19 protein-coding genes are annotated in these 21137 nt (G+C 38.1%); 14 read left to right on the forward strand and 5 right to left on the reverse strand.

The genetic code is table 11. The features are described from left to right. Nucleotides 1-204 precede the first annotated feature (204 nt). Complete coding sequence (locus B9O19_RS10780; RefSeq protein WP_102366419.1) at nucleotides 205-954, forward strand: phosphotransferase; 750 nt, start codon at nucleotides 205-207, stop codon at nucleotides 952-954. A gap of 226 nt (nucleotides 955-1180) precedes the next feature. On the opposite strand, the gene B9O19_RS10785 is transcribed toward B9O19_RS10780, so the two are convergent. Further along, nucleotides 1181-1585 (reverse strand): hypothetical protein, encoded by a 405-nt coding sequence (locus tag B9O19_RS10785; protein ID WP_102366420.1) that lies wholly within the window; start codon nucleotides 1583-1585, stop codon nucleotides 1181-1183. 291 nt (nucleotides 1586-1876) lie between these two features. On the opposite strand from B9O19_RS10785, the gene B9O19_RS10790 reads away from it, so the two are divergent. The 10 genes from B9O19_RS10790 to B9O19_RS10835 all read left to right on the forward strand — a co-directional run bounded on the left by B9O19_RS10790 (nucleotide 1877) and on the right by B9O19_RS10835 (nucleotide 10159). Then, nucleotides 1877-2356, forward strand: coding sequence for an NADH-quinone oxidoreductase subunit NuoE family protein (locus tag B9O19_RS10790; protein ID WP_102366421.1), 480 nt, complete (start codon nucleotides 1877-1879; stop codon nucleotides 2354-2356). A 129-nt stretch (nucleotides 2357-2485) separates the two neighbouring features. Then, complete coding sequence (locus B9O19_RS10795) at nucleotides 2486-2854, forward strand: hypothetical protein (protein ID WP_102366422.1); 369 nt, start codon at nucleotides 2486-2488, stop codon at nucleotides 2852-2854. Then, the gene (locus tag B9O19_RS10800) at nucleotides 2838-3248 is read left to right on the forward strand and encodes an ATP-binding protein (protein WP_102366423.1); all 411 of its coding nucleotides are present in this window, start codon (nucleotides 2838-2840) and stop codon (nucleotides 3246-3248) included. Before B9O19_RS10795 ends, B9O19_RS10800 begins: the two co-directional genes overlap by 17 nt. A gap of 9 nt (nucleotides 3249-3257) precedes the next feature. Further along, nucleotides 3258-4550, forward strand: a complete 1293-nt coding sequence (locus tag B9O19_RS10805; protein WP_102366424.1) for a [Fe-Fe] hydrogenase large subunit C-terminal domain-containing protein — start codon at nucleotides 3258-3260, stop codon at nucleotides 4548-4550. Between the two features lie 4 nt (nucleotides 4551-4554). Continuing rightward, complete coding sequence (locus tag B9O19_RS10810; RefSeq protein ID WP_102366425.1) at nucleotides 4555-4896, forward strand: DRTGG domain-containing protein; 342 nt, start codon at nucleotides 4555-4557, stop codon at nucleotides 4894-4896. Next, nucleotides 4889-5584: a PHP domain-containing protein gene (locus B9O19_RS10815; protein WP_102366426.1), complete on the forward strand. Its 696-nt coding sequence runs from the start codon at nucleotides 4889-4891 to the stop codon at nucleotides 5582-5584. The genes B9O19_RS10810 and B9O19_RS10815 overlap by 8 nt, the downstream gene beginning before the upstream one ends. A gap of 36 nt (nucleotides 5585-5620) precedes the next feature. Then, nucleotides 5621-6181, forward strand: coding sequence for an ATP-binding protein (locus B9O19_RS10820; RefSeq protein ID WP_102366427.1), 561 nt, complete (start codon nucleotides 5621-5623; stop codon nucleotides 6179-6181). Nucleotides 6182-6223: 42 nt separating this feature from the next. Next, nucleotides 6224-6604, forward strand: coding sequence for a (2Fe-2S) ferredoxin domain-containing protein (locus B9O19_RS10825; RefSeq protein ID WP_102366428.1), 381 nt, complete (start codon nucleotides 6224-6226; stop codon nucleotides 6602-6604). 3 nt (nucleotides 6605-6607) lie between these two features. Next, a complete protein-coding gene (gene nuoF / locus B9O19_RS10830) occupies nucleotides 6608-8404 on the forward strand; it encodes an NADH-quinone oxidoreductase subunit NuoF (RefSeq protein ID WP_102366429.1) in 1797 nt (598 codons plus the stop codon). Nucleotides 8405-8416: 12 nt separating this feature from the next. After that, nucleotides 8417-10159, forward strand: a complete 1743-nt coding sequence (locus B9O19_RS10835; RefSeq protein ID WP_102366430.1) for an NADH-dependent [FeFe] hydrogenase, group A6 — start codon at nucleotides 8417-8419, stop codon at nucleotides 10157-10159. 547 nt (nucleotides 10160-10706) lie between these two features. On the opposite strand, the gene B9O19_RS10840 is transcribed toward B9O19_RS10835, so the two are convergent. Continuing rightward, nucleotides 10707-11030: a helix-turn-helix domain-containing protein gene (locus B9O19_RS10840; RefSeq protein WP_102366431.1), complete on the reverse strand. Its 324-nt coding sequence runs from the start codon at nucleotides 11028-11030 to the stop codon at nucleotides 10707-10709. A gap of 320 nt (nucleotides 11031-11350) precedes the next feature. Here B9O19_RS10840 and B9O19_RS10845 point away from each other — a divergent pair, with 320 nt between their 5' ends. Together B9O19_RS10845 and B9O19_RS10850 are read left to right on the forward strand one after the other, a co-directional pair. Beyond that, nucleotides 11351-11698, forward strand: a complete 348-nt coding sequence (locus tag B9O19_RS10845; RefSeq protein ID WP_102366432.1) for a helix-turn-helix domain-containing protein — start codon at nucleotides 11351-11353, stop codon at nucleotides 11696-11698. 1162 nt (nucleotides 11699-12860) lie between these two features. After that, on the forward strand, nucleotides 12861-16298 hold the full coding sequence (locus tag B9O19_RS10850; protein ID WP_102366433.1) for a pectate lyase family protein: 3438 nt from the start codon (nucleotides 12861-12863) through the stop codon (nucleotides 16296-16298). A 187-nt stretch (nucleotides 16299-16485) separates the two neighbouring features. Here the strand turns inward: B9O19_RS10850 and B9O19_RS10855 are convergent, their stop codons facing one another. Together B9O19_RS10855 and B9O19_RS10860 are read right to left on the reverse strand one after the other, a co-directional pair. Continuing rightward, nucleotides 16486-17973, reverse strand: a complete 1488-nt coding sequence (locus tag B9O19_RS10855) for an L-fucose/L-arabinose isomerase family protein (RefSeq protein ID WP_102366434.1) — start codon at nucleotides 17971-17973, stop codon at nucleotides 16486-16488. 84 nt (nucleotides 17974-18057) lie between these two features. Beyond that, nucleotides 18058-19338: an HlyC/CorC family transporter gene (locus B9O19_RS10860; protein WP_245862930.1), complete on the reverse strand. Its 1281-nt coding sequence runs from the start codon at nucleotides 19336-19338 to the stop codon at nucleotides 18058-18060. 459 nt (nucleotides 19339-19797) lie between these two features. Between B9O19_RS10860 and B9O19_RS10865 the strand changes: the two genes are divergently transcribed. Next, a complete protein-coding gene (locus B9O19_RS10865) occupies nucleotides 19798-20580 on the forward strand; it encodes an amidohydrolase family protein (protein ID WP_102366435.1) in 783 nt (260 codons plus the stop codon). Here the strand turns inward: B9O19_RS10865 and B9O19_RS10870 are convergent. Next, nucleotides 20577-21134: a manganese efflux pump MntP gene (locus B9O19_RS10870; RefSeq protein ID WP_102366436.1), complete on the reverse strand. Its 558-nt coding sequence runs from the start codon at nucleotides 21132-21134 to the stop codon at nucleotides 20577-20579. The genes B9O19_RS10865 and B9O19_RS10870 overlap by 4 nt on opposite strands. Nucleotides 21135-21137: the final 3 nt, after the last annotated feature.

Here is a 21137-nt window from a genome sequence, read left to right on the forward strand (position 1 = left end):
TTCAGCGTCGAAAATTCGCCGCTGAAACATTGAATAACGGGGCAAAACCCCTTATTGAATTAATTTAAGAGTATCCTGCCGTTGGCAGCTCCGCTTAAATTTTCAGCGCCGCAAACCGCCGCTGATACATTGGATAAAGGGCAAAACCCATTATTTGATATTGTTAACAATAGGTCACGTTGATTCTGAAAGGAGCAAACAATTATGAAGTACGAAAAAATTCTTGCCGAGAGACCCGATAAGGTTATTTATAAAGACGGCGAAAATGCTTTAAAAGTTTTTAATTCCAATTATTCTAAAGCAGATATATTGAACGAAGCGTTGAATCAGGCCAGAGTTGAGGAAACTGGATTAAATATACCTGCGCTGAACCAGGTTACAATGATTGACGGACAGTGGGTTATTTCCACAAAATTTATTGAAGGAAAAACGCTTGCCCAGTTAATGGATGAGAATCCTGAGAAACTTGATGAATATCTTAACTTATTTGTTGATTTGCAGCTGGAAATGAATAAGGAGACTGTTCCTCTTTTGAACAAGTTAAAAGATAAGATGAACAGAAAAATAAGCGAGTCCGGGTACGACGCTACTACGAGATATGAGCTGCACACCCGCCTTGAGAGTATGCCAAAGCATACAAAGCTTTGCCATGGTGATTTTAACCCGAGCAATATTATTGTCACCGATAACGGAACCCCATATATTCTTGACTGGTCACACGCTACACAAGGAAATGCCAGCGCTGATGTTGCAAGAACATACTTGCTGTTTTGTTTAGACGGCAAAGAGGAGCTTGCTGACAAATATCTTGATTTGTTCTGCAAAAAGAGCGACACAGCAAAACAGTATGTTCAGAAATGGATGCCTGTTGTTGCGGCATCGCAGTCTGTAAAGGGCAAGCCTGAAGAAAAGGAATTTTTAGACAGATGGGTTAACGTGGTAGAGTACGAATAAGAAATAAGTTTTGGAAACTCTAAAAGGACTGTAAAAAGTCATTTTTAAGAAAAACAATAAAAACCATTGTAAAAAGACTTTTATTGTCTAAATACAATGGTTTTTTATTATTTATATATTTTATTGTGCTGTATGACAATCTGATTATAGTCTTTTTATATTCTGTTTGGTTCTTTTTAATTTATTATATTTTTTAATATAATAACAGATTCAATAATATTTTTTGTTACAGTGCAACATTCATTAACGTTAGTATAAATATTATTATCAAAGCACAGATATATAATTTAGCTTCTTTTCGTATTGCCTTTAAGTTTGGGTCGTTTTCATAATCCGTATTAAATAAAGTTTGAAGACCAATGAAAATAGGACGTTTAACTTCTTTCTTTCCGGTGACAAGAACGTTATAATATCTGTCATATAGGTCGTGATGATAAGTCTTTATGTATTTATCCCCTTTTTTTGCGATGTCAAAATATGCAAACACCATTACCATTAATGATAAAAAGAAATAAACGCCTTTAAACCATCCTTGTAAATCTCCGCCGCTTCTGAGAGTAGAAAAGACTACGTACAATGCTCCGCAGATTATTAAATATACGTATAAATGTGATTTATATCTTGTTTCCATTTTGTTTTCTCCATTTCATAATACATCATGTGAGATTATTTTAACATCAAGGCAAAAGCTTGTCAACCTTAATTATATTTTAGTTATATTATTTGTATTGAAGGTATATATATTATTTTAATTTATAAAAAGTAATGTGTTAAATATATAACATATAATTAAAAATCAGTGTTGCAAAAGGTAATTTTTTGTGATACACTTATAAAGTCTGGGCTATGTTGTGAATGTGGTTTTCAGACCATTCTAAATATAGGAAATACAGTAAATATTACATACGGGAGGTCTCATAAAATGGCTATACCATTTAAGGGAACAAAGGAACAAGAGGAACAGCTGAAAGCGGTGATTGAATCTCATAAGGGAGAGAAAGGTGCCACTATTCCGGTGCTTCACGAAGCCCAGGAGATATATGGCTATCTTCCTATTGAGGTTCAGGAAATGATTTCTGAGGGTCTTGACGTGCCTCTTGCAGAAATATATGGAATCGTTACTTTTTATACCCAATTTTCTCTTAATCCTAAAGGGGTTTATCCTATAGGAGTCTGTCTTGGAACAGCCTGTTATGTCAAGGGCAGCGGAGAAATACTTGATAAAATGAAGGAAATATTAGGCATAGATGTTGGAGAATGCACAGCTGACGGCAAGTTCTCATTGGACGCTACCAGGTGTATAGGAGCGTGCGGCTTAGCTCCTGTTATTACTATTGGTGACGATGTTCACGGCAGATTGACCGCCGACCAGGTTGAGGATATATTAAAACAGTATCAGTAGAATAAAAGTTAATGCATAATTTATAATTCATTTTTATATATGAATTATGAGTTGTGAGTTGTGCATTAAGTTAATATATTTGTTCAAATTTTTGAACTCTGTTTATAACCAAGTATAAAGGGGTGGCTTATGCTATTATCTGATGTTAAAGCGGAAATAAATGCTCAGGTCTTGACCGGAGAAAATGATGAAAGCCTTGGAGCGGTTGATATACATAACGCTTGCGGCAGTGATTTGATGAGCGACGTGTTGGCTTTTGTTAAAGACCAAAGTCTCTTGCTTACCGGGCTTGTTAATCCACAGGTCGTTAGAACTGCAGAGATGATGGATATCATAGCTATATGTTTTGTTAGAGGAAAAACTCCGCCCGAAAGTCTTATTGAGCTTGCGAAAGAGCAGGGAATAGTCCTTCTGAGCACAAAGCTGCCTATGTATACCGCATGCGGCAGACTTTACAGAAAGGGTTTGGAGGGCAGGAAAGATGCAGAAACATTATGATGTAGACGGCCATGATTTTTCGATAGCAGGGGAAGCTTCCAGCAATTTTAAAAGTTATCTTAAGAAGCTGGGTATAGCGCCTGAGGTTATACGCCGAGTTGCCATAGCGATGTATGAAGCTGAAATAAATACAATAATACACGGCGGCGGCGGAATATGCGACGCCGAGGTGTCAAAGGACAGAATTACGATTACTTTCAGAGACCATGGTCCCGGAATTAAAGATATAGATTTAGCCATGCAGGAAGGGTATTCAACCGCCAGCGACCAAATTCGTGAAATGGGTTTCGGCGCCGGAATGGGGCTTCCTAATATAAAAAAATATACGGACGGCATGAATATAGATTCAAAAGTTGGGGTAGGTACAACGGTAGAACTTATTATAAATATATGAGGTGAGGGTATGTCATACTTTCATTCCGTCACACTTGATAAAGATAAGTGCAGGGGCTGTACAAATTGTATAAAGCGCTGCCCTACTGAAGCTATCAGAGTCAGAGGCGGAAAAGCCAAGATAATAAAAGGCCGCTGTATCGACTGCGGCGAATGTATTAGGGTTTGCCCATACCATGCAAAACGGGCGGTAACAGATGATTTTGAGGAACTGAAAAATTATAAATATAATATCGCCTTGCCTGCGCCTTCTTTATACGGACAGTTCAGCGACATAAGCGATATAAACGTTATACTCACCGGCCTTTTAAAAATAGGATTTGACGATGTTTTTGAGGTTGCCAGGGGCGCTGAGTATATAAGCGCGGCGACGAAAGAGATATATAAAAACCGGAGCGGTTCAAAGCCGTTTATAAGCAGCGCGTGTCCGGCTGTTATAAGGCTTATCAGGGTCAGATTCCCTAATCTGATTGACAGCATTATTGACCTTATTTCACCAATGGAAACTGCCGGCCGTTTAGCAAGGAAAGAAGCCGTCCAAAAGACCGGACTTAAAAATGAAGAAATTGGGGTGTTTTTTATAACCCCATGTCCAGCCAAAATGACCAGTATAAAATCTCCGTTGACTTTGGATAAATCTGAAATAAGCGGGGCAATATCAGTTAATGATGTGTTTGCAAAGCTTTTTCCGATTATAGGAGATATAAAGGAGCCAAAAGCTCTTATGAAATCTTCCCTGAGCGGAGTATATTGGTCCAGAAGCGGAGGGGAAGCGGACGGCGCGGCTATAGAAAATTATATAGCTGTTGACGGAATTGAAAATGTTATTAAAATACTTGAGGAAATCGAAGACGATAAGGTTTCCGGTATTGACTTTATTGAACTGTCAGCTTGTCTCGGCGGATGTGTGGGCGGCGTTTTGAATGTTGTCAATAGCTATGTAGCTAAAAATCATATAAAGAATATATCAAAAACTTTACACAACAGACCATGCGAAACAAAAGATATAGATTTGGGTTCTCTGTCATGTTCAAAAAAGCTGGAGTATGAGCCGGTTATGGAACTGGATGATGATTTTGACAAGGCTATGGAAATGATGGATGAGCTTGAGAAAATATATGATTCTCTGCCTCAGCTGGACTGCGGATCATGCGGCGCTCCGTCCTGTAAAGCTTTGGCCGAGGATATAGTGAGAGGTTTTGCCGATGAGAGTTTTTGTATAGTAAATATGAAAGCTAAGGTTCAGGAACTTGCTACTGAGCTTTTGGCGTCAGATAAAGATAACCGTGAAGAGGAGGAGTAACTCTATGAAAATATCAGATTTAGTTAAATTTGGCGAGTATGAGATTTTAACCAATCCTGACTATGAGGATAAAGAAATCACAGGCTGTTATATAGGTGATTTGCTTAGCTGGGTAATGGGCAGAGCTAACAGCGGAGATATGTGGATTACAGTTATGAGCAATATAAATATTGTTGCTGTTGCCACATTGTCAGACGCTTCATGTATTGTTCTTGCCGAGGATGTGGATGTTGAAAGCGGAATTATAGATAAGGCCAATTCCCAAAACGTTGTTATTTTGAAGACAGCAAAAACGAGTTATGAAGCGGCTGTTGATTATTATAAATTAAGCAGTAAAAATGTTTAGCTATGATTTTCATATTCATTCGGCATTGTCGCCCTGCGGCAGTATGGATATGACTCCGGGCAATATAGTTAATATGGCTAAGCTTTTAGAGATTGACGCCATAGCTGTAACTGACCATAACACTATTGGAAATGCTGAAGCTGTTATGAAGGCAGGAAAAAGTATAGGCGTATCTGTTGTTCCGGGTATGGAGGTGGAAACTTCCGAGGGTGTTCATGTGCTTACTCTGTATCCGAATATGGAGCGTGCTAGGGAAGTTTCGAATTTTGTATACAGCCGGCTTCCGGATATAGAAAATAAGCCGGAGATTTTTGGAATTCAGGCTTATATGGATGAAAACGACAATATTATTGACTATGAGAAAAAACTGCTCATATCGTCGGCTTCTATATCTATAAGCGAGCTTTTTTATATTGTTAATGAAGCGGGCGGATTGTTTTCGCCGGCCCATGTCGATAGGGATTCATATAGCGTGCTGTCTAACCTGGGATTTATCCCGGAAGACATACCTGTGGAGTGGATAGAAGTTTCAAAGAATGTCGAGGATTTGGAAGCCTATCTGAGTATACGTCCCGATCTAAAAAAGTATAAAATACTTAGAAACTCGGACGCTCACTATCTTGAGAGCATGCCGGGACAAAAGAATTTTCTTGAACTTAACAGTGTTGATGAACTGTTTAATAAATAGAACTATTTGATAAATAATTGATTGGTGGTGAGCTGATTGAAAGAACTATCTCTTAATATTTTGGATATTGTTCAGAATTCAGTAAAAGCGGAAGCGACATTGATTGAAATAATTATTGATGAAAATATTGATGATGATAAACTGACGATTGTTGTGTCTGATAACGGATGCGGAATGAGTCCTGAGTTTTTAAGCCGTGTCAGAGACCCGTTTACAACGACAAGAACTACACGAAGGGTTGGTATGGGAATACCGCTTTTTGAACTTGCCGCACAGCAGGCAGGCGGAAGCCTTGAGATTACTTCCGACGAGGGCGTTGGCACCTGTGTCACTGCCAGATTTCAGTATAATCATATCGACAGAGCGCCTGTCGGCGATATGGCAGGAACAATGGTTACTTTAGTGTCTGTTAATCCGGAGATTAATTTTATTTATATACATAGGGTAAATAATTCGGAGTTTGTGTTTGACACCCAGGAAATAAAAGAAATTTTAGGCGATGTTCCACTGGATTCAACAGAGGTTCTGTCTTGGATAATGGATTATATTACAGAGGGTCTCGGAAAGATAAGAGAAGACAAACAAATAAGTAAATAATAAATTCCATATATAGATTTATTGACAGTAGGAGGTCAAAAAATGAAGAGTTTGGAAGAATTGAAAGCAATCCGTGACAGGGTTCAAAACCAGATGGATATGCGTAATGACAATGATAATGATACCAGGATTGTTATTGGTATGGCAACCTGCGGAATCGCAGCAGGAGCCAGACCGGTGCTGAATGAATTTTTGCAGGAAATAAACAAGCGCGGATTAAGCGGCGTTACCGTTACCCAAACGGGTTGTATCGGTATGTGCAGACTTGAGCCGATTGTTGAAATATTTAAACCCGGCGAGGAGAAGGTCACATATGTTAAAATGACGCCGGATAAGGTGGCTAAGGTAGTGACAGAACATATAGTAAACGGCAGGCCGGTCATGGAATATACTATTGGTGCGGCACAGACTGGAGGTAAATAACCAATGAACATATATAGATCGCAAGTGCTTGTCTGCGGAGGTACCGGCTGTACTTCTTCAGGCAGTGCACTGCTAATAGACGAGTTTGAAAAACAGCTGAAAGAAAACGGCTTATATGATGAGGTAAAAGTTGTTAAGACAGGATGTTTTGGTTTGTGCGCGCTGGGACCAATAGTTATTGTCTATCCTGAAGGCGCATTTTACAGCATGGTAAAAAAGGAAGATGTAAAAGAGATTGTTGAAGAGCATCTCTTAAAAGGTAGAATAGTGCAAAGACTTTTGTATGATGAGTCTGTACATGAGGGCACTGACGAAATAAAGTCGCTGAATGAAGTTGATTTTTATAAAAAACAGCACCGTATAACTTTGAGAAACTGCGGCGTCATCAATCCTGAAAATATAGATGAATACATAGCAAGAGACGGATATGAAGCTCTGGGTAAAGCGCTTACCGAGATGAAGCCTCAGGAAGTTATCGATACTATAAAAGATTCCGGACTTCGCGGCAGAGGCGGCGGCGGATTTCCGACCGGGCTGAAGTGGCAGTTTGCGGCTAACTCGGTAAACGAGCAGAAATATGTCTGTTGTAATGCCGATGAAGGCGACCCGGGTGCATTCATGGACAGAAGCGTTTTGGAGGGAGACCCCCATGCGGTTTTGGAGGCTATGGCTATAGCCGGCTATGCGATAGGCTCAAACCAGGGATACATATATATCAGAGCCGAATACCCGATTGCGGTTCAGAGACTTAATATAGCCATAAAACAAGCCCGTGAATATGGGCTGCTTGGAAAGAATATATTTGACAGCGGCTTTGATTTTGATATAGAAATTAGATTGGGCGCCGGAGCTTTTGTCTGCGGTGAGGAAACTGCTCTGATGACTTCAATCGAGGGTCATCGAGGCGAGCCGCGTCCCCGTCCTCCGTTCCCGGCCGTTAAAGGTTTGTTCGGAAAGCCTACTATACTTAACAATGTTGAGACGTACGCTAATATACCGAGAATTATATTAAAAGGCGCAGACTGGTTCTCAAAAATTGGTACCGAGAAGAGCAAGGGCACAAAAGTGTTTGCTCTGGGCGGAAAAATCAATAATACAGGATTGGTTGAGGTGCCTATGGGCACAACACTGCGTGAAATTGTTGAAGATATTGGCGGTGGAATTCCAAACGGTAAGAAATTCAAGGCGGCACAGACCGGCGGACCATCCGGCGGATGTATTCCGGCAGAATTGATTGATACTCCAATCGACTATGATTCTCTGATAGCTATTGGTTCAATGATGGGATCGGGCGGACTTATCGTTATGGATGAGGACAACTGTATGGTTGATATAGCTAAGTTTTTCCTTGAGTTTACAGTTGACGAATCCTGCGGTAAATGTACTCCGTGCCGTGTCGGAACCAAGAGACTGCTTGAAATTTTGACTAAGATTACAGACGGCAACGGAACAATGGAAGATTTAGATCGTCTTGAAAGCCTGGCTGAAGCTATTAAAGCCGGTTCGCTGTGCGGTCTCGGACAGACGGCGCCAAATCCGGTGCTTTCAACTTTGAAGTATTTCAGAGACGAGTATGAGGCTCATATTATTGATAAGACTTGCCCAGCGCATGTCTGTAAGGGGCTTGCCAAATATGAAATTGACCCTGAAAAGTGTAAGGGCTGCGGGCTTTGCGCTAGACAGTGTCCGGTGGGAGCAATTTCAGGACAGGTTAAAAATCCTTTTAAAATCGACAGTGAAAAATGCATTAAGTGCGGCGCTTGTCTTGAGAAGTGTCCCTTTAAGGCAATAACCAAATAGGAGGAGATAGAGATGGCAGATAATGTAAATATAAAAATTAACGGAATAGAACTATCTGTTCCTGCCGACTATACGGTTCTTGAAGCGGCACGTGAAAATGGCATTGATATACCTACTCTGTGCTATTTGAAAGACATCAGCAAAACCGGTTCTTGCAGAATGTGTATTGTTGAGATTAAAGGTGCAAGGGCTCTTCAGGCGGCATGTGTTTATCCGGTGTCGGAAGGGCTTGAGGTTATGACAAACACTAAAAAGGTCAGAGACCAAAGACGCGTCACACTTGAACTTTTGTTGTCAACTCACGAGAAAAAATGTCTCAGCTGTATAAGGAACAAAAGCTGTGAACTGCAGTCGTTGTCAGAAGAGCTGGGAGTAGATTCAATAGAGTTTGAAGGCGATATGAACAGTTTTGAAATAGACGACGTGTCACCGTCAATTGTGAGGGATAATAATAAATGTATTCTATGCCGCCGCTGTGTTAATATGTGCAAAGACGTACAGACTGTTGCAGTTATTGACACCATGCAGCGCGGATTTAATACCAGGGTTGGCACAGCTTTTGAAAAGGCGCTGTCAGATACGGCCTGTGTAAACTGCGGCCAGTGTATAGTGTCATGTCCAACCGGGGCTTTGAGAGAGAAAGATAATACACAAGAAATATGGGACGCAATTGCGGACGATGACAAATATGTTGTTGTTCAGACAGCTCCGGCTGTGAGAGCCGGTCTCGGCGAAGAGTTCGGATTCCCGATAGGCACTCCGGTGACAGGAAAAATGGCAGCCGCACTAAGGCGTTTGGGATTTGACAAGACGTTTGATACAGATACCGGTGCGGACTTGACAATAATGGAAGAGGCAAACGAGCTTTTAGAGCGCATACAAAACGGAGGAAAGCTGCCGATGATAACGTCGTGCAGTCCCGGCTGGATAAAGTTTTGTGAGCATAACTTCCCGGACTTTTTGGATAATTTATCATCATGCAAATCACCGCATGAGATGTTCGGCGCAGTTATAAAATCTTATTACGCAAAGAAAAACAATATAGACCCTAAAAAGATTTTTGTTGTATCAGTAATGCCTTGTGTGGCTAAAAAGTTTGAAGCAGGACGTCCTGAGATGGAGTCTGACGGACTTAGAGATGTTGATGCGGTTATTTCAACTCGAGAGCTTGCGAGAATGATAAAGCAGGCTGGTATAATGTTTGACAGACTGCCTGATGAGGAATTTGATGTTCCGTTTGAACGTGCCAGCGGAGCCGGAGTTATATTCGGCGCAACCGGCGGAGTTATGGAAGCGGCGCTGAGAACGGCGGCAGATACGTTAGGCGGAAAATCTGTTGAAGAGATTGAATATAATGACGTAAGAGGCGTTGAAGGAATAAAAGAGGCCACAGTAAATATGGGCGGTATTGATGTTAAGGTTGCTGTTGCTCATGGCTTAGGAAACGCTAGAAAGCTTTTAAACAATATTCGTGAAGGCAAGGCGGATTATCACTTTATTGAGATAATGGCCTGTTCGGGCGGCTGTGTAAATGGCGGAGGACAGCCTATAGTTCCGTCGAGACTGAAAATGGATATTGATGTCAGAACGGAGCGCGCAAAAGCGTTATATTCGGAAGACAGAGACAGCAAGATTAGAAAGAGCCATGAAAATCCTGATATGACATTGCTGTATGAGGACTTTTTTGAAAAACCGGGTTCACATCTTGCGCATGAGCTGCTGCACACGACGTACAAAGAGCGCGGGAGATTTTAATTATTATAAAAATGCCCTTCTGAATTCAGAAGGGCATTTTTGTTGGATTATTGTTTTTATTAATATGGCTATATTATAATAATTTAATTAAAGTGGAAAGTTATATATACTGTATAATTGAGTTTTTTATAATAAAAATTTTATTTTGTTTTGCGTGTATATTATAATGTTTTTATATTTATTAATTTTTAAAATAATAAAATTATATACTATGTATATGACCCCATATAAAAAATTTATTATTACATAATAGGGTGTTTGAACCATTTCTTTTTCTCGCAAGAAAAAGAAACGCTTCACCAAAGAAAAAGTGCTGCTCGCTTAGGTCGCCTGCGGCTCCAAGGGGCGCTCGCACCCCGCTCATTTCATCATGAAGCATGGCTTCATGATGAAAAAAGCCCTACTACTTTCCCGTTGACTTTGTGTACTACCGTGAAAATAGATATTCTGAGTTTCTATTTATTTAATTTACTAAAAAAGAAGGTTTTTCAGTGAACATCGGTAGGCTTGCGATAGCAAGCGCGTGAGGTGCGCAGTAGCGGAATTGTTAATATCTTTTATTATTTTCTTTATAGCTTTCTATAAGATTAATTATCAGTTCTGTATCTTTTTCATTTAGTTTATTTATTCCTTTTATTATTTTATGTATTTTTTCAGGATACTTCATATTTTCATTAAAATATTCATATGGCGTTATTCCAAAATATCTGCATATTTCAAAAAATTCGCTCATGGACGGCATTGCTTTTCCTGATGATATATGATTTATATATCCTTCCGAACGTCCCATATCTAAACTCATACATCTTTCTGATATGTTTTTTCTCATTCGCAATTCTGTTATTCTTTTTCTTACAAAATCTTCAAACATTTATATTCCCTTTCCTATATATTATATATATTATAAAATTTATTCATAATAATTTGATGTATATTTGATTCATTTTCTAATTTTTTTCATTATTTTTTAATATTTTTAAAAATATAAAATATGTTTTTGATTTTCAATTGATAATTGTCTGAAAATATTAGTTGTTTCTTCAATATAAATTTACTTTATAATCTGAATATCAATTTGTGGTAATATTATAATTTGATAAAAATTTAGTGTGTTTTATTAAAAAAATAATATTATTTATTGATAGTTTATTTAAAATATGATAATATATAAAAATAAAACGAGGTGATAAAATGTCAGAACGTCTTAAAGAATTACGTAAATCTCTTAAAATGAATCAAACAAACTTTGCGAAACAAATAGGGATAACTCAAACGGCGTATTCAATGATTGAAAATGGAATAAATCCTTTATCAAACAGACATATCAAAGTTATTTGTCTGGCATATAATGTCAATGAAACGTGGTTGCGCACAGGAGAAGGAGAGATGTTTATTTCTTCTCCATATGAACAAGAGTTTGTTAAAATATTCAGCAAGTTAACAACAGAGACTCAACAACATTTATTGTGTATTATCAAAGAACTTCTAAAAATACAAAATGAATTTGTAAATAAAGAGCAAAAATATGATGCTGAATAAAAACTATATTTTATACTGTTATAAAAACAGGTAATTAATATATTGAACACTGCGTGTTCAGATGATAGCTCACCTAACGCGGCAAACTATGTTTGCCCTACCGATGTTCGCTAAAAACTCTGCTTTTTATGCATTAAATTAATATGAACTCGAAAAATCTTTTTTCACGGTAGCACACAAAGTCAACGGGAAAGTAGTAGGGCTTTTTTCATCATGAAGCCATGCTTCATGGTGAAATGAGCGTGGGCGAGCGCCCATTGGAGCCGTAGGCGACCTAAGCGAGCAGTACTTTTTCTTTGGTGAAGCGTTTCTTTTTCTTACGAGAAAAAGAAATGTTTCAAACACCTATTATAAGTAAAATAATAAATATTATATGGGGTCATATACAAAGTTGATTTTAATGAATGTTTTCTTTATATAATGAACACTGCGTGTTCAGATGATAGCTCACCTAACGCGCTTGTTAACACAAGCCTACCGAAGTTCACTGAAAACCACATTTTTATATATTAATTTAAAAGGAAAACTCAGTTTTTTCAATAAGTAAAATATAAATATTATATGGGGTTATATACATAGTATAATAAATAATATTTTAATTAACAATTGTCGATAAATAGAGTATATTTGTTATAAAAATTTGAGTTTGATATAAACTTGTAATAGAGAATGGCGCAAAATCAATAATTTTATGAATCATAATTAATGTCTTAAATAAGAGATATATATGTAAATCTCGGTCAATAGATGATGTATATTAGAGCACAAAAGCATACATTATATATTTCAAAATTCTATTTATTTATAATTCCAATCAAGCCTGACCCAGGCAATATTTATAAATCCCTTATGTTTTCATATCAAAATATTATGTCAATGGATGACATTATTTTATTTTAATATACGGAAATATTATACAGATTAATTGCGCAACATACTGTTATATTGCCAATAATTAACCTTTTAGCTTAAAAATAGTCATTTATCTATGTAAAATAGCAATAATTCTTGTTGAAAAAAACATTTGTTTATGGTAATATATCTATATGATTTTAATTGTACCGGCATACAAATTATATTGGAGGTGCTGTTTTTATAGAGGGGAATAACAGTTGACGGTATAATATTAAGTTCTTAAATTTTTGGAGCAAGGAGAATTTTTATGAAAAGGATATTATCATTTGCAGTAGCAATCTGTATGGTTCTGTCTGTTTGTTTCGTCAGTGTGTCCGTTTTTGCGGATAATGCGGAACTGCAGGGTAACGCTTTGCCAGCCTTTCCCGGAGCAGAGGGCGGCGGTAAGTTTACAAAAGGCGCACGCGGCGTATTGGATAGCGGTGAAGGTAAATTAGAGGTTTATCATGTTACAAATTTAAACAGCGAGGGTCCAGGTTCGTTTACTGACGCAATAAGCCAGTCAGGAAGAATTGTTGTGTTTGATGTGGGCGGAGTTATAGACGTTCCTAGTACCGTTTATATCAATAACGATAACATAACTATCCTGGGTCAGACAGCCCCTGGTGATGGAATCACACTTACAGGCGGTGATTTGCGTATAGGCAATGGCGTGAAAAATGTTATTATTAGATATATGCGTGTTAGACCGACGAATAAAAATGGTCAGGAAGTTGACGGCTTAGGCGGTCAATGGAACTCGGATATTATTATTGACCATTGCTCAACAAGCTGGTGTGTTGACGAGGGATTAACCCTTTATGCAGGTTCGGCTGAATCTGATACATATGAGCAGGGAAAGCGTTTGACTGTTCAAAATACTATCACATCTGAAAGTATGAGAATGTCGGGGCATTTTAAAGGCGCACACGGTTATGGCGCAATTATTGGAGGAACCAACGCCACATATTACCGCAACTTGTTTGCTCATCACGACAGCCGTTCGCCGAGACTTGACAGAGTTCTGCAAAACACAGACTTTAGAAATAATGTTGTCTATAACTGGGGTGTAACCAACTCAGCCTATGGCGGTGAGCCTACTTCACCGCATAATAAGGTTATAAATCCGTCAAAGGTTAATTATTCAAATAATTATTATAAGTACGGTCCGAGTACAGTTTCAGGCAAGAGATACCGTATATATGATTTTGCAAAGATGGCTAAAGTTATTGACGGAGTGACTTATAAAAGCAAATTCTATATGACTGATAACTATGTGGTTGGAAGCTCAACGGTTACTAATAATAACTGGTCTAACGACGGCACCAACAGTGCGGCTGACCAGGTGGAAAAGGTTGACACGCCATTTTCTTTAGGCGATGATTTGTATCCGGATTTGAATATTACAGAAGGAAATATATTGCTGGGAAAAGACGTAATGTCAAATCTTTTGCCTGACGTTGGAGCTAATCTTCCAAAAAGAGACGCAACTGACGCTCGTGTTATTGCCGATGTTTTAAATCAGACCGGAAGAATTATTAACAATGAAGAGGAGGTCGGAGGACTCTCCGATATCGAAAGTTCACAGAGAACCTTTGAAATCCCTGCAGATTGGAAAGCTGCAAATGGTATGGGAGCCGGCGCCGCTGAAGCTGATATAGTGACAAGCGGTGTATGGGCAGGATATACATGGGTTGAAGCTTATGTCAATGATTGGACTGAGCAGCAAAGCGCTCAGGCTCCGACAAATCCTGAAATAGTTGTTACAAGCCCGGTTATCGCTTCTATAAACAGCACCGTTGATGGTCAGACTGTTCAAAAGGGAAACTGGACTGTTATAAAAGACACGGATACATTAAGTTATAAAGCGTCTGCAAAAGCTGCTGACGGAACAAATATAACAAAAATGGAACTTTACGATGACGAGTCATTGATTAAAACATATGACGGAGTTTCTTCAATAGATGATTCACTTCCTCTCGGTATAGGCACACATTATCTGTCATGCGTTGCGCATAATGATAAAGGTGAGAAGACTAGAAGCACTATTTCAATTGTTTATGTAACAGGCACAAACAAGCCTGAGGGCTGGACTCAGAAACAAATCGGGCCGCCTGCATATTCGGGAAAAGGAATAGTTTCATATGATGCTGATACAGATATTTATACTATGGGCGGCAGCGGTAAGATAGGCGGAAAGTCTGATAAGCTTGATTTTATGTATAAAGAGGTTACAGGCGACTTTGACATATCTTTAAAAATGGAAGATATAATGGCAAATGAGAATGGAGCAGTTTTGGGACTGATGCTCCGCGAATCTCTTGATGCCGGTTCAAGAATGGCTGCTTTGGTAGACGGCTGGATAAAATATGGCAGAAATGACCGTATTGTTGCCCGCACTACTAAAAACGCCAATATAGCCACCGATAGTGAAAACTCCAATTCTACTGATAATAAAATGGGAATATTTATGAGAGGCAAGGAAGGCGAGATAGTTTCCGGTAACATTTTGGGTGAACACCCTTATGATACAGCTGAAAACGGAAAATATCATTTGCCAAACTATCTGAGAATACAAAGAAGCGGAGATAATCTTTTGTTCTCAGTTTCGGACAGCGGAACTGACTGGAAAGATAATGCCAGACAGCCGTATACAATGAAAATAAGCGGTTTGGCAAATAAACTTTATGTCGGGGTTGCTATTGATTCACAGCAGGGACAGTCTGACGCATCGCCGCAGGCATATTACTCGATGGCGAAATTCAGTAATTTAAAGCTTGAAAACCAGTCGAATTTTGACCCGGGCGCTACAGATGAGCCGGTTCCGACTCCTGACGCAGGTCTCACCGATTATCCTGATTGGAATGTTGGTCAGGTTAGTGCAGCGGGAACTGACGGAGACGCTGTACAAATTGAGTATGAAGGTAAAACGGCTGTAAAAATTAACAGCAGAAATATTTATACAGCTCTCAGCGAAGTGAAAAATTCTGATATAGTAACTTTTAATACTGATATGTATCTCAGTTCGTCTGATAAAAATGGATTCAGAATATATCTTGAAAATGATAAAGCAAAGAATTATCAGGATAGTTCAAATAGTTTAGGCGGAGTGTTTGCAGAGGTTTTAAATTCCTCAAATGGTTCTTTGTGCGTAGGTCCTGCTATGGGAGCCGCAAATGCTGTCTATGACTTTTCAAATGAACAGGCAGGGTGGTTCAATATTGACATCACTTTGGATTATACTAAAGAAAGCACATCTGATAACTTTATTACAGTTATAATTAAAAATGCGGCGGGAGAGGAAGTAGTAAATACTTCAATGCCCGCTATAGACGGAATTGATTCCGGATTAAAGCAAATTCGTCTGATTGCCAGAAGTGCTCAGCCTTATTTTGCAAATATGGCAGTAGAGACAAAATTGGCAGGAGACGTAATTGTAAATGGGTACCAGAAAATTGTTGATGGAACCGGTTCGGTTAACTTAAAGAACAATTCTAATGAGCCGAAATCTGTTCAGGTGTTTGTCGCTCAGTATGAAGCGAATGGTAAAATTATTAAAAATGCTAAGACGAAAACCGCAGTGTTAGACGGCGGAGCAGAGCAAACAATTACTTTTGACGGATTATTACAGGATGGAGCAAAAGTGTTTGTATGGGACGAAAATTTAAATCCTTATTGTTCTGTGTTTAATCTTACAGCAGAATAAGAGTTTAGTTATATTTTAAATTGTTTATAAGTCAAAAGTCACCTATTGGTGACTTTTGGCTTTTTTATATAATGTATATTAAGATACTATCTTGATTAAATAAAAATAAGACTGGACTCGTTACTATCACGAATCCAGTCTTTAAATATATAACAATAGCAATTTTTAATTACAAAGCAGTAATAATTTAAGCAAATGGGTTTTCGCCCTCGTAATAACATCCTGCAGGACGGTTCCATTCTATATCAGTAACGCCCAAATATTTTACTACTTCAAACAAGTCTTTAGCGGCGTGTTTGAATGCTATACCTGCGTGGTGAGGATACTGTTTATTGATTAAAACGTTGCGGTAGAATCTACCCATCTCATTTACAGCAAATACTGCAATGCTTCCGAATGATTTCGGGTCAACGTCTATTATCTCAGCATTGGCAATGTAGCTTCTGAGCTGACCGCCGGCTGTGCTTTGAAGTCTGAATAAAGTTACGTCTCCGGGACGAATATTACCCTCTAATGTTCCTCTTGATACATTAGGCTCAGGAAGTTCAGGCTCTAGATTTCTCTTTTGTATCAACTGATATTTTAAAGCATAATCGGTCAATAAATCACAAGCAGTATTTCCGCAGTGGAAGCCCATGAATGTGTCCTTTAATGTATAACCGCTGAATTTATCTGAATTATCTTCAAACATATCTTTTGGAACAGAGTTGTTAATATCAAGCAAAGTAGGAGCTATGCCGGTTGTGCAGGCAATAATAAATTCAGTTAATGCTCCATATATATCTGTTTCACAAGCAACAGGAATACCTTTTGATGTAAGACGGGAATTAACGTAACAAGGACAGAATCCAAACTGAGTTTGGAATGCAGGCCAGCACTTGTTAGCAAACGCAACATATTTAGAAGCTCCTTTGTTAGCTTCAGCCCAATCGAGCAAAGTAATTTCATATTGAGCAAGTCTAGTAAGCAGTGAAGGATAGTTGTTTCCTGAACCAAGTTCGTCTGCCATTTCTTTAGCAACAGCTTCTATCCTAGGATCGCCTTCATGTTCATTAAATGAAGCCAGTAAATCAAGTTCAGAATTTTCCTGAACATTAACACCAAGGTCAAACAATGGTTTAATTGGAGCGTTACATGCAAGGAAGTCATAAGGACGCGGACCAAATCCAATTATTTTTAAGCTCTTTACACCAATAATGGCACGAGCAATATTTTCAAACTCAGCAATCATATCTGCAACTTCATCAGGCAGACCAACAGGATATTCAGGTATGTATGCTTTTAAGTTCTTTAGGCCTAAGTTGTAGGAAGCGTTAAGAACTCCACAGTATGCGTCGCCTCTGCCGTCTATTAAATCTTCCTGTGTTTCTTCAGCGGCTGCAACATACATGCAGGGACCGTCAAAATTCTTGCAAAGATAAGTTTCAGGACCCTCAGGACCAAAGTTGCCAAGATATACAACAAGAGCGTTAACTCCTGCCTTATTTACTTCGTCAATAGCTTCAAGCATGTCTGTTTCATTTTCAACAATAGTCTGTGCTTCATATATGTCAATATTCTTGTCCGCACAAGCTTTTACCACATTTATACGTCTTTTCTTGCTAAGCTCAATAGGGAAACAGTCACGGCTCACCGCAACGATACCCAGCTTAACTTCCGGGATGTTGTTAAACATTTATAATACCTCCACATTTATAATATAAAATTCAATTTCCATAGACTATTTTAATATAAAAACACAGCGCCGTCAACATAAAAATTATTTATTTTGCAATATTTTCACTTTTATCTTAGCTACACGCCGGTTTTCCATTTCTATGACATAAATATGATGTCCGTTATATTCAAAAGTGTCCCCGAGTTCCGGCATTTTCCCGAGTTTCTCCATAACCCAGCCCGAAACAGTATTTGGGTCGTCGTCACCAGGTTTTTCGTCCATCAGTTTAAGGAAGTCATCCAAATCAGTACCTCCGAGTATTTCATAAATCCCGTCAGACAGTTCAGAAATGTTTTCTACAACCTTGTCATGCTCATCCCATATTTCTCCTACAAGCTCTTCAAGTATATCTTCCAAGGTAAGAATTCCGTCTGTTCCGCCATACTCGTCAATTACTACAGCAAAATGACTTTTTGAATTCTGCAGAACCCTGATTAATTCGGAAATGCTTATAGAAGGGGAAACATATATAACCGGTGAAATTATTTCTTCAATATTTCCGCCGCTGTTTTTTTGTATTAGATGAAACAGGTCTTTTTGATGAACAACACCTATAATATTATCTATTGTATCCCGGTAAACAGGAAGTCTTGAAAATCCGGATTCCAAAAACATTTCAATAATCTCTTCAGTTGACGTATTTAGTTCAAGCGCGCACACATCAATACGCGGGGTTAAAATATCTCCGGCTTCCAAATCGTTAAATTCAATAGCACTTTTTATAAGGTCGCTTTCATCAGCGTCAATTTCACCGCCGCTTTGGGCTTCGTCGACTATAGTCAAAAGTTCTTCCTCGGTAATACCGCTGTCATTTTTTGATTTAAAAAGCTTGCCAAGAAGTTTTTTCCACAATCCAAACAAATAATTTATTGGAGTTAGAATAAACTGCAGAACCACAACTATTTTGGAAACAGCAATCGCGTAGCCTTCAGGCTGTTCTTTTGCAAGGCTTTTTGGTGATATTTCGCCAAATATAAGGACTAATATTGTCATAACAATAGTGGATATAGTAACTCCGGCGTTTCCGAAATATTGGACGAAAAGAACTGTCGCCAAAGAAGACGCGAGTATATTAACAATATTATTTCCTATTAGAATTGTAGATAAAAGTTTGTCATAATCCAGGGATAAACGTTCGACTAAAAGAGCTTTTTTATTGCCCTCTTTTGCAAGATTTTTGATTCGGATACGGTTCAGAGAAGAATAGGCTGTTTCAGTGGCAGAGAAAAAAGCCGAGCAGCCAATAAGTAGTACAAGAATAATAACAAGTCCAAAAGAACTGTCCATAATTTTTTTGTGCGCGGAGGCTTTTGCCTTCGGCACAACTCCTTTCCTTGATAAAAAATATAATAATTGTTACATAAGAATAATCCTAAATAGTATATCATAATTGGCAATAAAAAGCAATAGCAAAATGGGGAATAAATCTTTAATAAGTTTAATATTGACTAAATCAGCAAAATAAAAACTCGGCTGAGAATGTTTTTTATTACCGATGTTCTTATTGTACAGTAATATGAATTATGAGATAGTTATAGAACACCTGATTAACGGGTGATTTTATTTGAAATTTATATAAATTTTGCATATTATTTTGTTTTTTTATAATATAATTTTATTTTGCTCATGACAGAGTTTTCATAAATAAAATAATATAATTATAATACTCTATTTAAAACTGTAAAATTATTTTATTGATAACAAATAAGTGACTGGACATTTAAAATAGATAATGCTATAATTTTATCTGAAACATTAACAATAACAGATAGGGGATAAAAAATGATAATAGATATACACGCGCATGTATTTCCGAATAAAATTGCAGAAAAAGCGTCACAGGGAATAGAAGATTTTTATAACATAGACGTGCCTAATAACGGGACAATAGAAAGACTGCTGGAACTGTCAGACAAAGCCGGAGTGAATAAAGTTGTTATTCATTCTCCTGCAACAACTCCTCATCAGGTTCAATCAGTGAATAATTTTATATATGACTGTACCCAAAAATATCCCGACAGAGTTATAGGATTTATGACTTTGCATCCAGACTTTGAGAATATAAATGATGAAGTTGAGCGATGTATCTCTATGGGATTAAAAGGCGTTAAGCTGCATCCGGATTTTCAAAGGTTTCATATCGACGATCATAAAGCATTTTGTATATACGAAGCAATTTCAGGACGATTGCCTCTTTTAGTGCATACGGGTGATTTTAGATACCAATGGAGCAAACCTGAAAGAATGGCAAAAGTGATGGATGAATTTCCGGCAATGACAGTGATAGGAGCACATTTTGGCGGCTGGTCTGAATGGGACGACGCGGCAAGAGTTTTTAAAGGAAAAAATATTTATGTTGATACGTCCAGCACTATGTATAGTGTGCCTCCTGAACATATTAATGAGCTGATAAGACAGTATGGAACGGATCATGTACTCTTCGGTTCCGATTATCCGATGTGGGATGCTGGAACCGAACTTGAATACATAGAGAAACTTGATTTAACAAATGAAGAAAGAGAACTTATACTTCATAAAAACACTGAAAGAATTTTAGGTATTTAAAATATTATATTAAACAGTCTCAAAAGTCCTAAAGTTATAAGTATTATTCCGGGTATTGCAGTGAGAAACTTATCATTTATCTTTGGAAATTTTTTGACTGTTCCGCCTAAAAAGATTCCGAGGCTAAGCATAAGATACTGCATACAAAATATTGCTACAGGAAACCAGAACGAGGCGTTTGTGCCAAGTCCAAGCCCAGTTGCCGATGAATCCATAGAAACCGCGATTCCTATGCACAGAGCTTCTTTTCTGTCAATATCAAGTGAATTATCCGTGTCGCCGAAGCTAAGATCAGATTTGTTCAGCGACAAAAGCATATAAATTCCAATAACAAAAAATATTATGGCTCCAATTAAGTCGGAGACAAATGGCGAAAATATTACTGAAATAGCCAAACGGGACACCGCTGTGGATATGAAGGATAATGTGAAAGACGCTAAGCTTATTATCAGACGGATTGTCTTAGGTACATATATTTTTTTTACACCATAGGCAACTCCAATGCCCAGGGAATCGAAACTAAGTATAAACGCAAGCAAAAAACAAAACAGCATATC

The organism is Monoglobus pectinilyticus (assembly GCF_002874775.1).
GTDB classification, from domain to species: Bacteria; Bacillota; Clostridia; order Monoglobales; family Monoglobaceae; genus Monoglobus; species Monoglobus pectinilyticus.

What these genes read in the sequence shown, in the direction of transcription:
- B9O19_RS10825 (WP_102366428.1), top strand. Translation starts at nt 6,224, where the DNA reads ATGAAGAGTTTGGAAGAATTGAAAGCAATCCGTGACAGGGTTCAAAAC.
- B9O19_RS10815 (WP_102366426.1), top strand. Translation starts at nt 4,889, where the DNA reads ATGTTTAGCTATGATTTTCATATTCATTCGGCATTGTCGCCCTGCGGC.
- B9O19_RS10790 (WP_102366421.1), top strand. Translation starts at nt 1,877, where the DNA reads ATGGCTATACCATTTAAGGGAACAAAGGAACAAGAGGAACAGCTGAAA.
- B9O19_RS10800 (WP_102366423.1), top strand. Translation starts at nt 2,838, where the DNA reads ATGCAGAAACATTATGATGTAGACGGCCATGATTTTTCGATAGCAGGG.
- B9O19_RS10840 (WP_102366431.1), bottom strand. Translation starts at nt 11,030, where the DNA reads ATGTTTGAAGATTTTGTAAGAAAAAGAATAACAGAATTGCGAATGAGA.
- B9O19_RS10780 (WP_102366419.1), top strand. Translation starts at nt 205, where the DNA reads ATGAAGTACGAAAAAATTCTTGCCGAGAGACCCGATAAGGTTATTTAT.
- B9O19_RS10865 (WP_102366435.1), top strand. Translation starts at nt 19,798, where the DNA reads ATGATAATAGATATACACGCGCATGTATTTCCGAATAAAATTGCAGAA.
- nuoF (WP_102366429.1), top strand. Translation starts at nt 6,608, where the DNA reads ATGAACATATATAGATCGCAAGTGCTTGTCTGCGGAGGTACCGGCTGT.
- B9O19_RS10845 (WP_102366432.1), top strand. Translation starts at nt 11,351, where the DNA reads ATGTCAGAACGTCTTAAAGAATTACGTAAATCTCTTAAAATGAATCAA.
- B9O19_RS10810 (WP_102366425.1), top strand. Translation starts at nt 4,555, where the DNA reads ATGAAAATATCAGATTTAGTTAAATTTGGCGAGTATGAGATTTTAACC.
- B9O19_RS10805 (WP_102366424.1), top strand. Translation starts at nt 3,258, where the DNA reads ATGTCATACTTTCATTCCGTCACACTTGATAAAGATAAGTGCAGGGGC.
- B9O19_RS10785 (WP_102366420.1), bottom strand. Translation starts at nt 1,585, where the DNA reads ATGGAAACAAGATATAAATCACATTTATACGTATATTTAATAATCTGC.
- B9O19_RS10795 (WP_102366422.1), top strand. Translation starts at nt 2,486, where the DNA reads ATGCTATTATCTGATGTTAAAGCGGAAATAAATGCTCAGGTCTTGACC.
- B9O19_RS10870 (WP_102366436.1), bottom strand. Translation starts at nt 21,134, where the DNA reads ATGCTGTTTTGTTTTTTGCTTGCGTTTATACTTAGTTTCGATTCCCTG.
- B9O19_RS10855 (WP_102366434.1), bottom strand. Translation starts at nt 17,973, where the DNA reads ATGTTTAACAACATCCCGGAAGTTAAGCTGGGTATCGTTGCGGTGAGC.
- B9O19_RS10850 (WP_102366433.1), top strand. Translation starts at nt 12,861, where the DNA reads ATGAAAAGGATATTATCATTTGCAGTAGCAATCTGTATGGTTCTGTCT.
- B9O19_RS10835 (WP_102366430.1), top strand. Translation starts at nt 8,417, where the DNA reads ATGGCAGATAATGTAAATATAAAAATTAACGGAATAGAACTATCTGTT.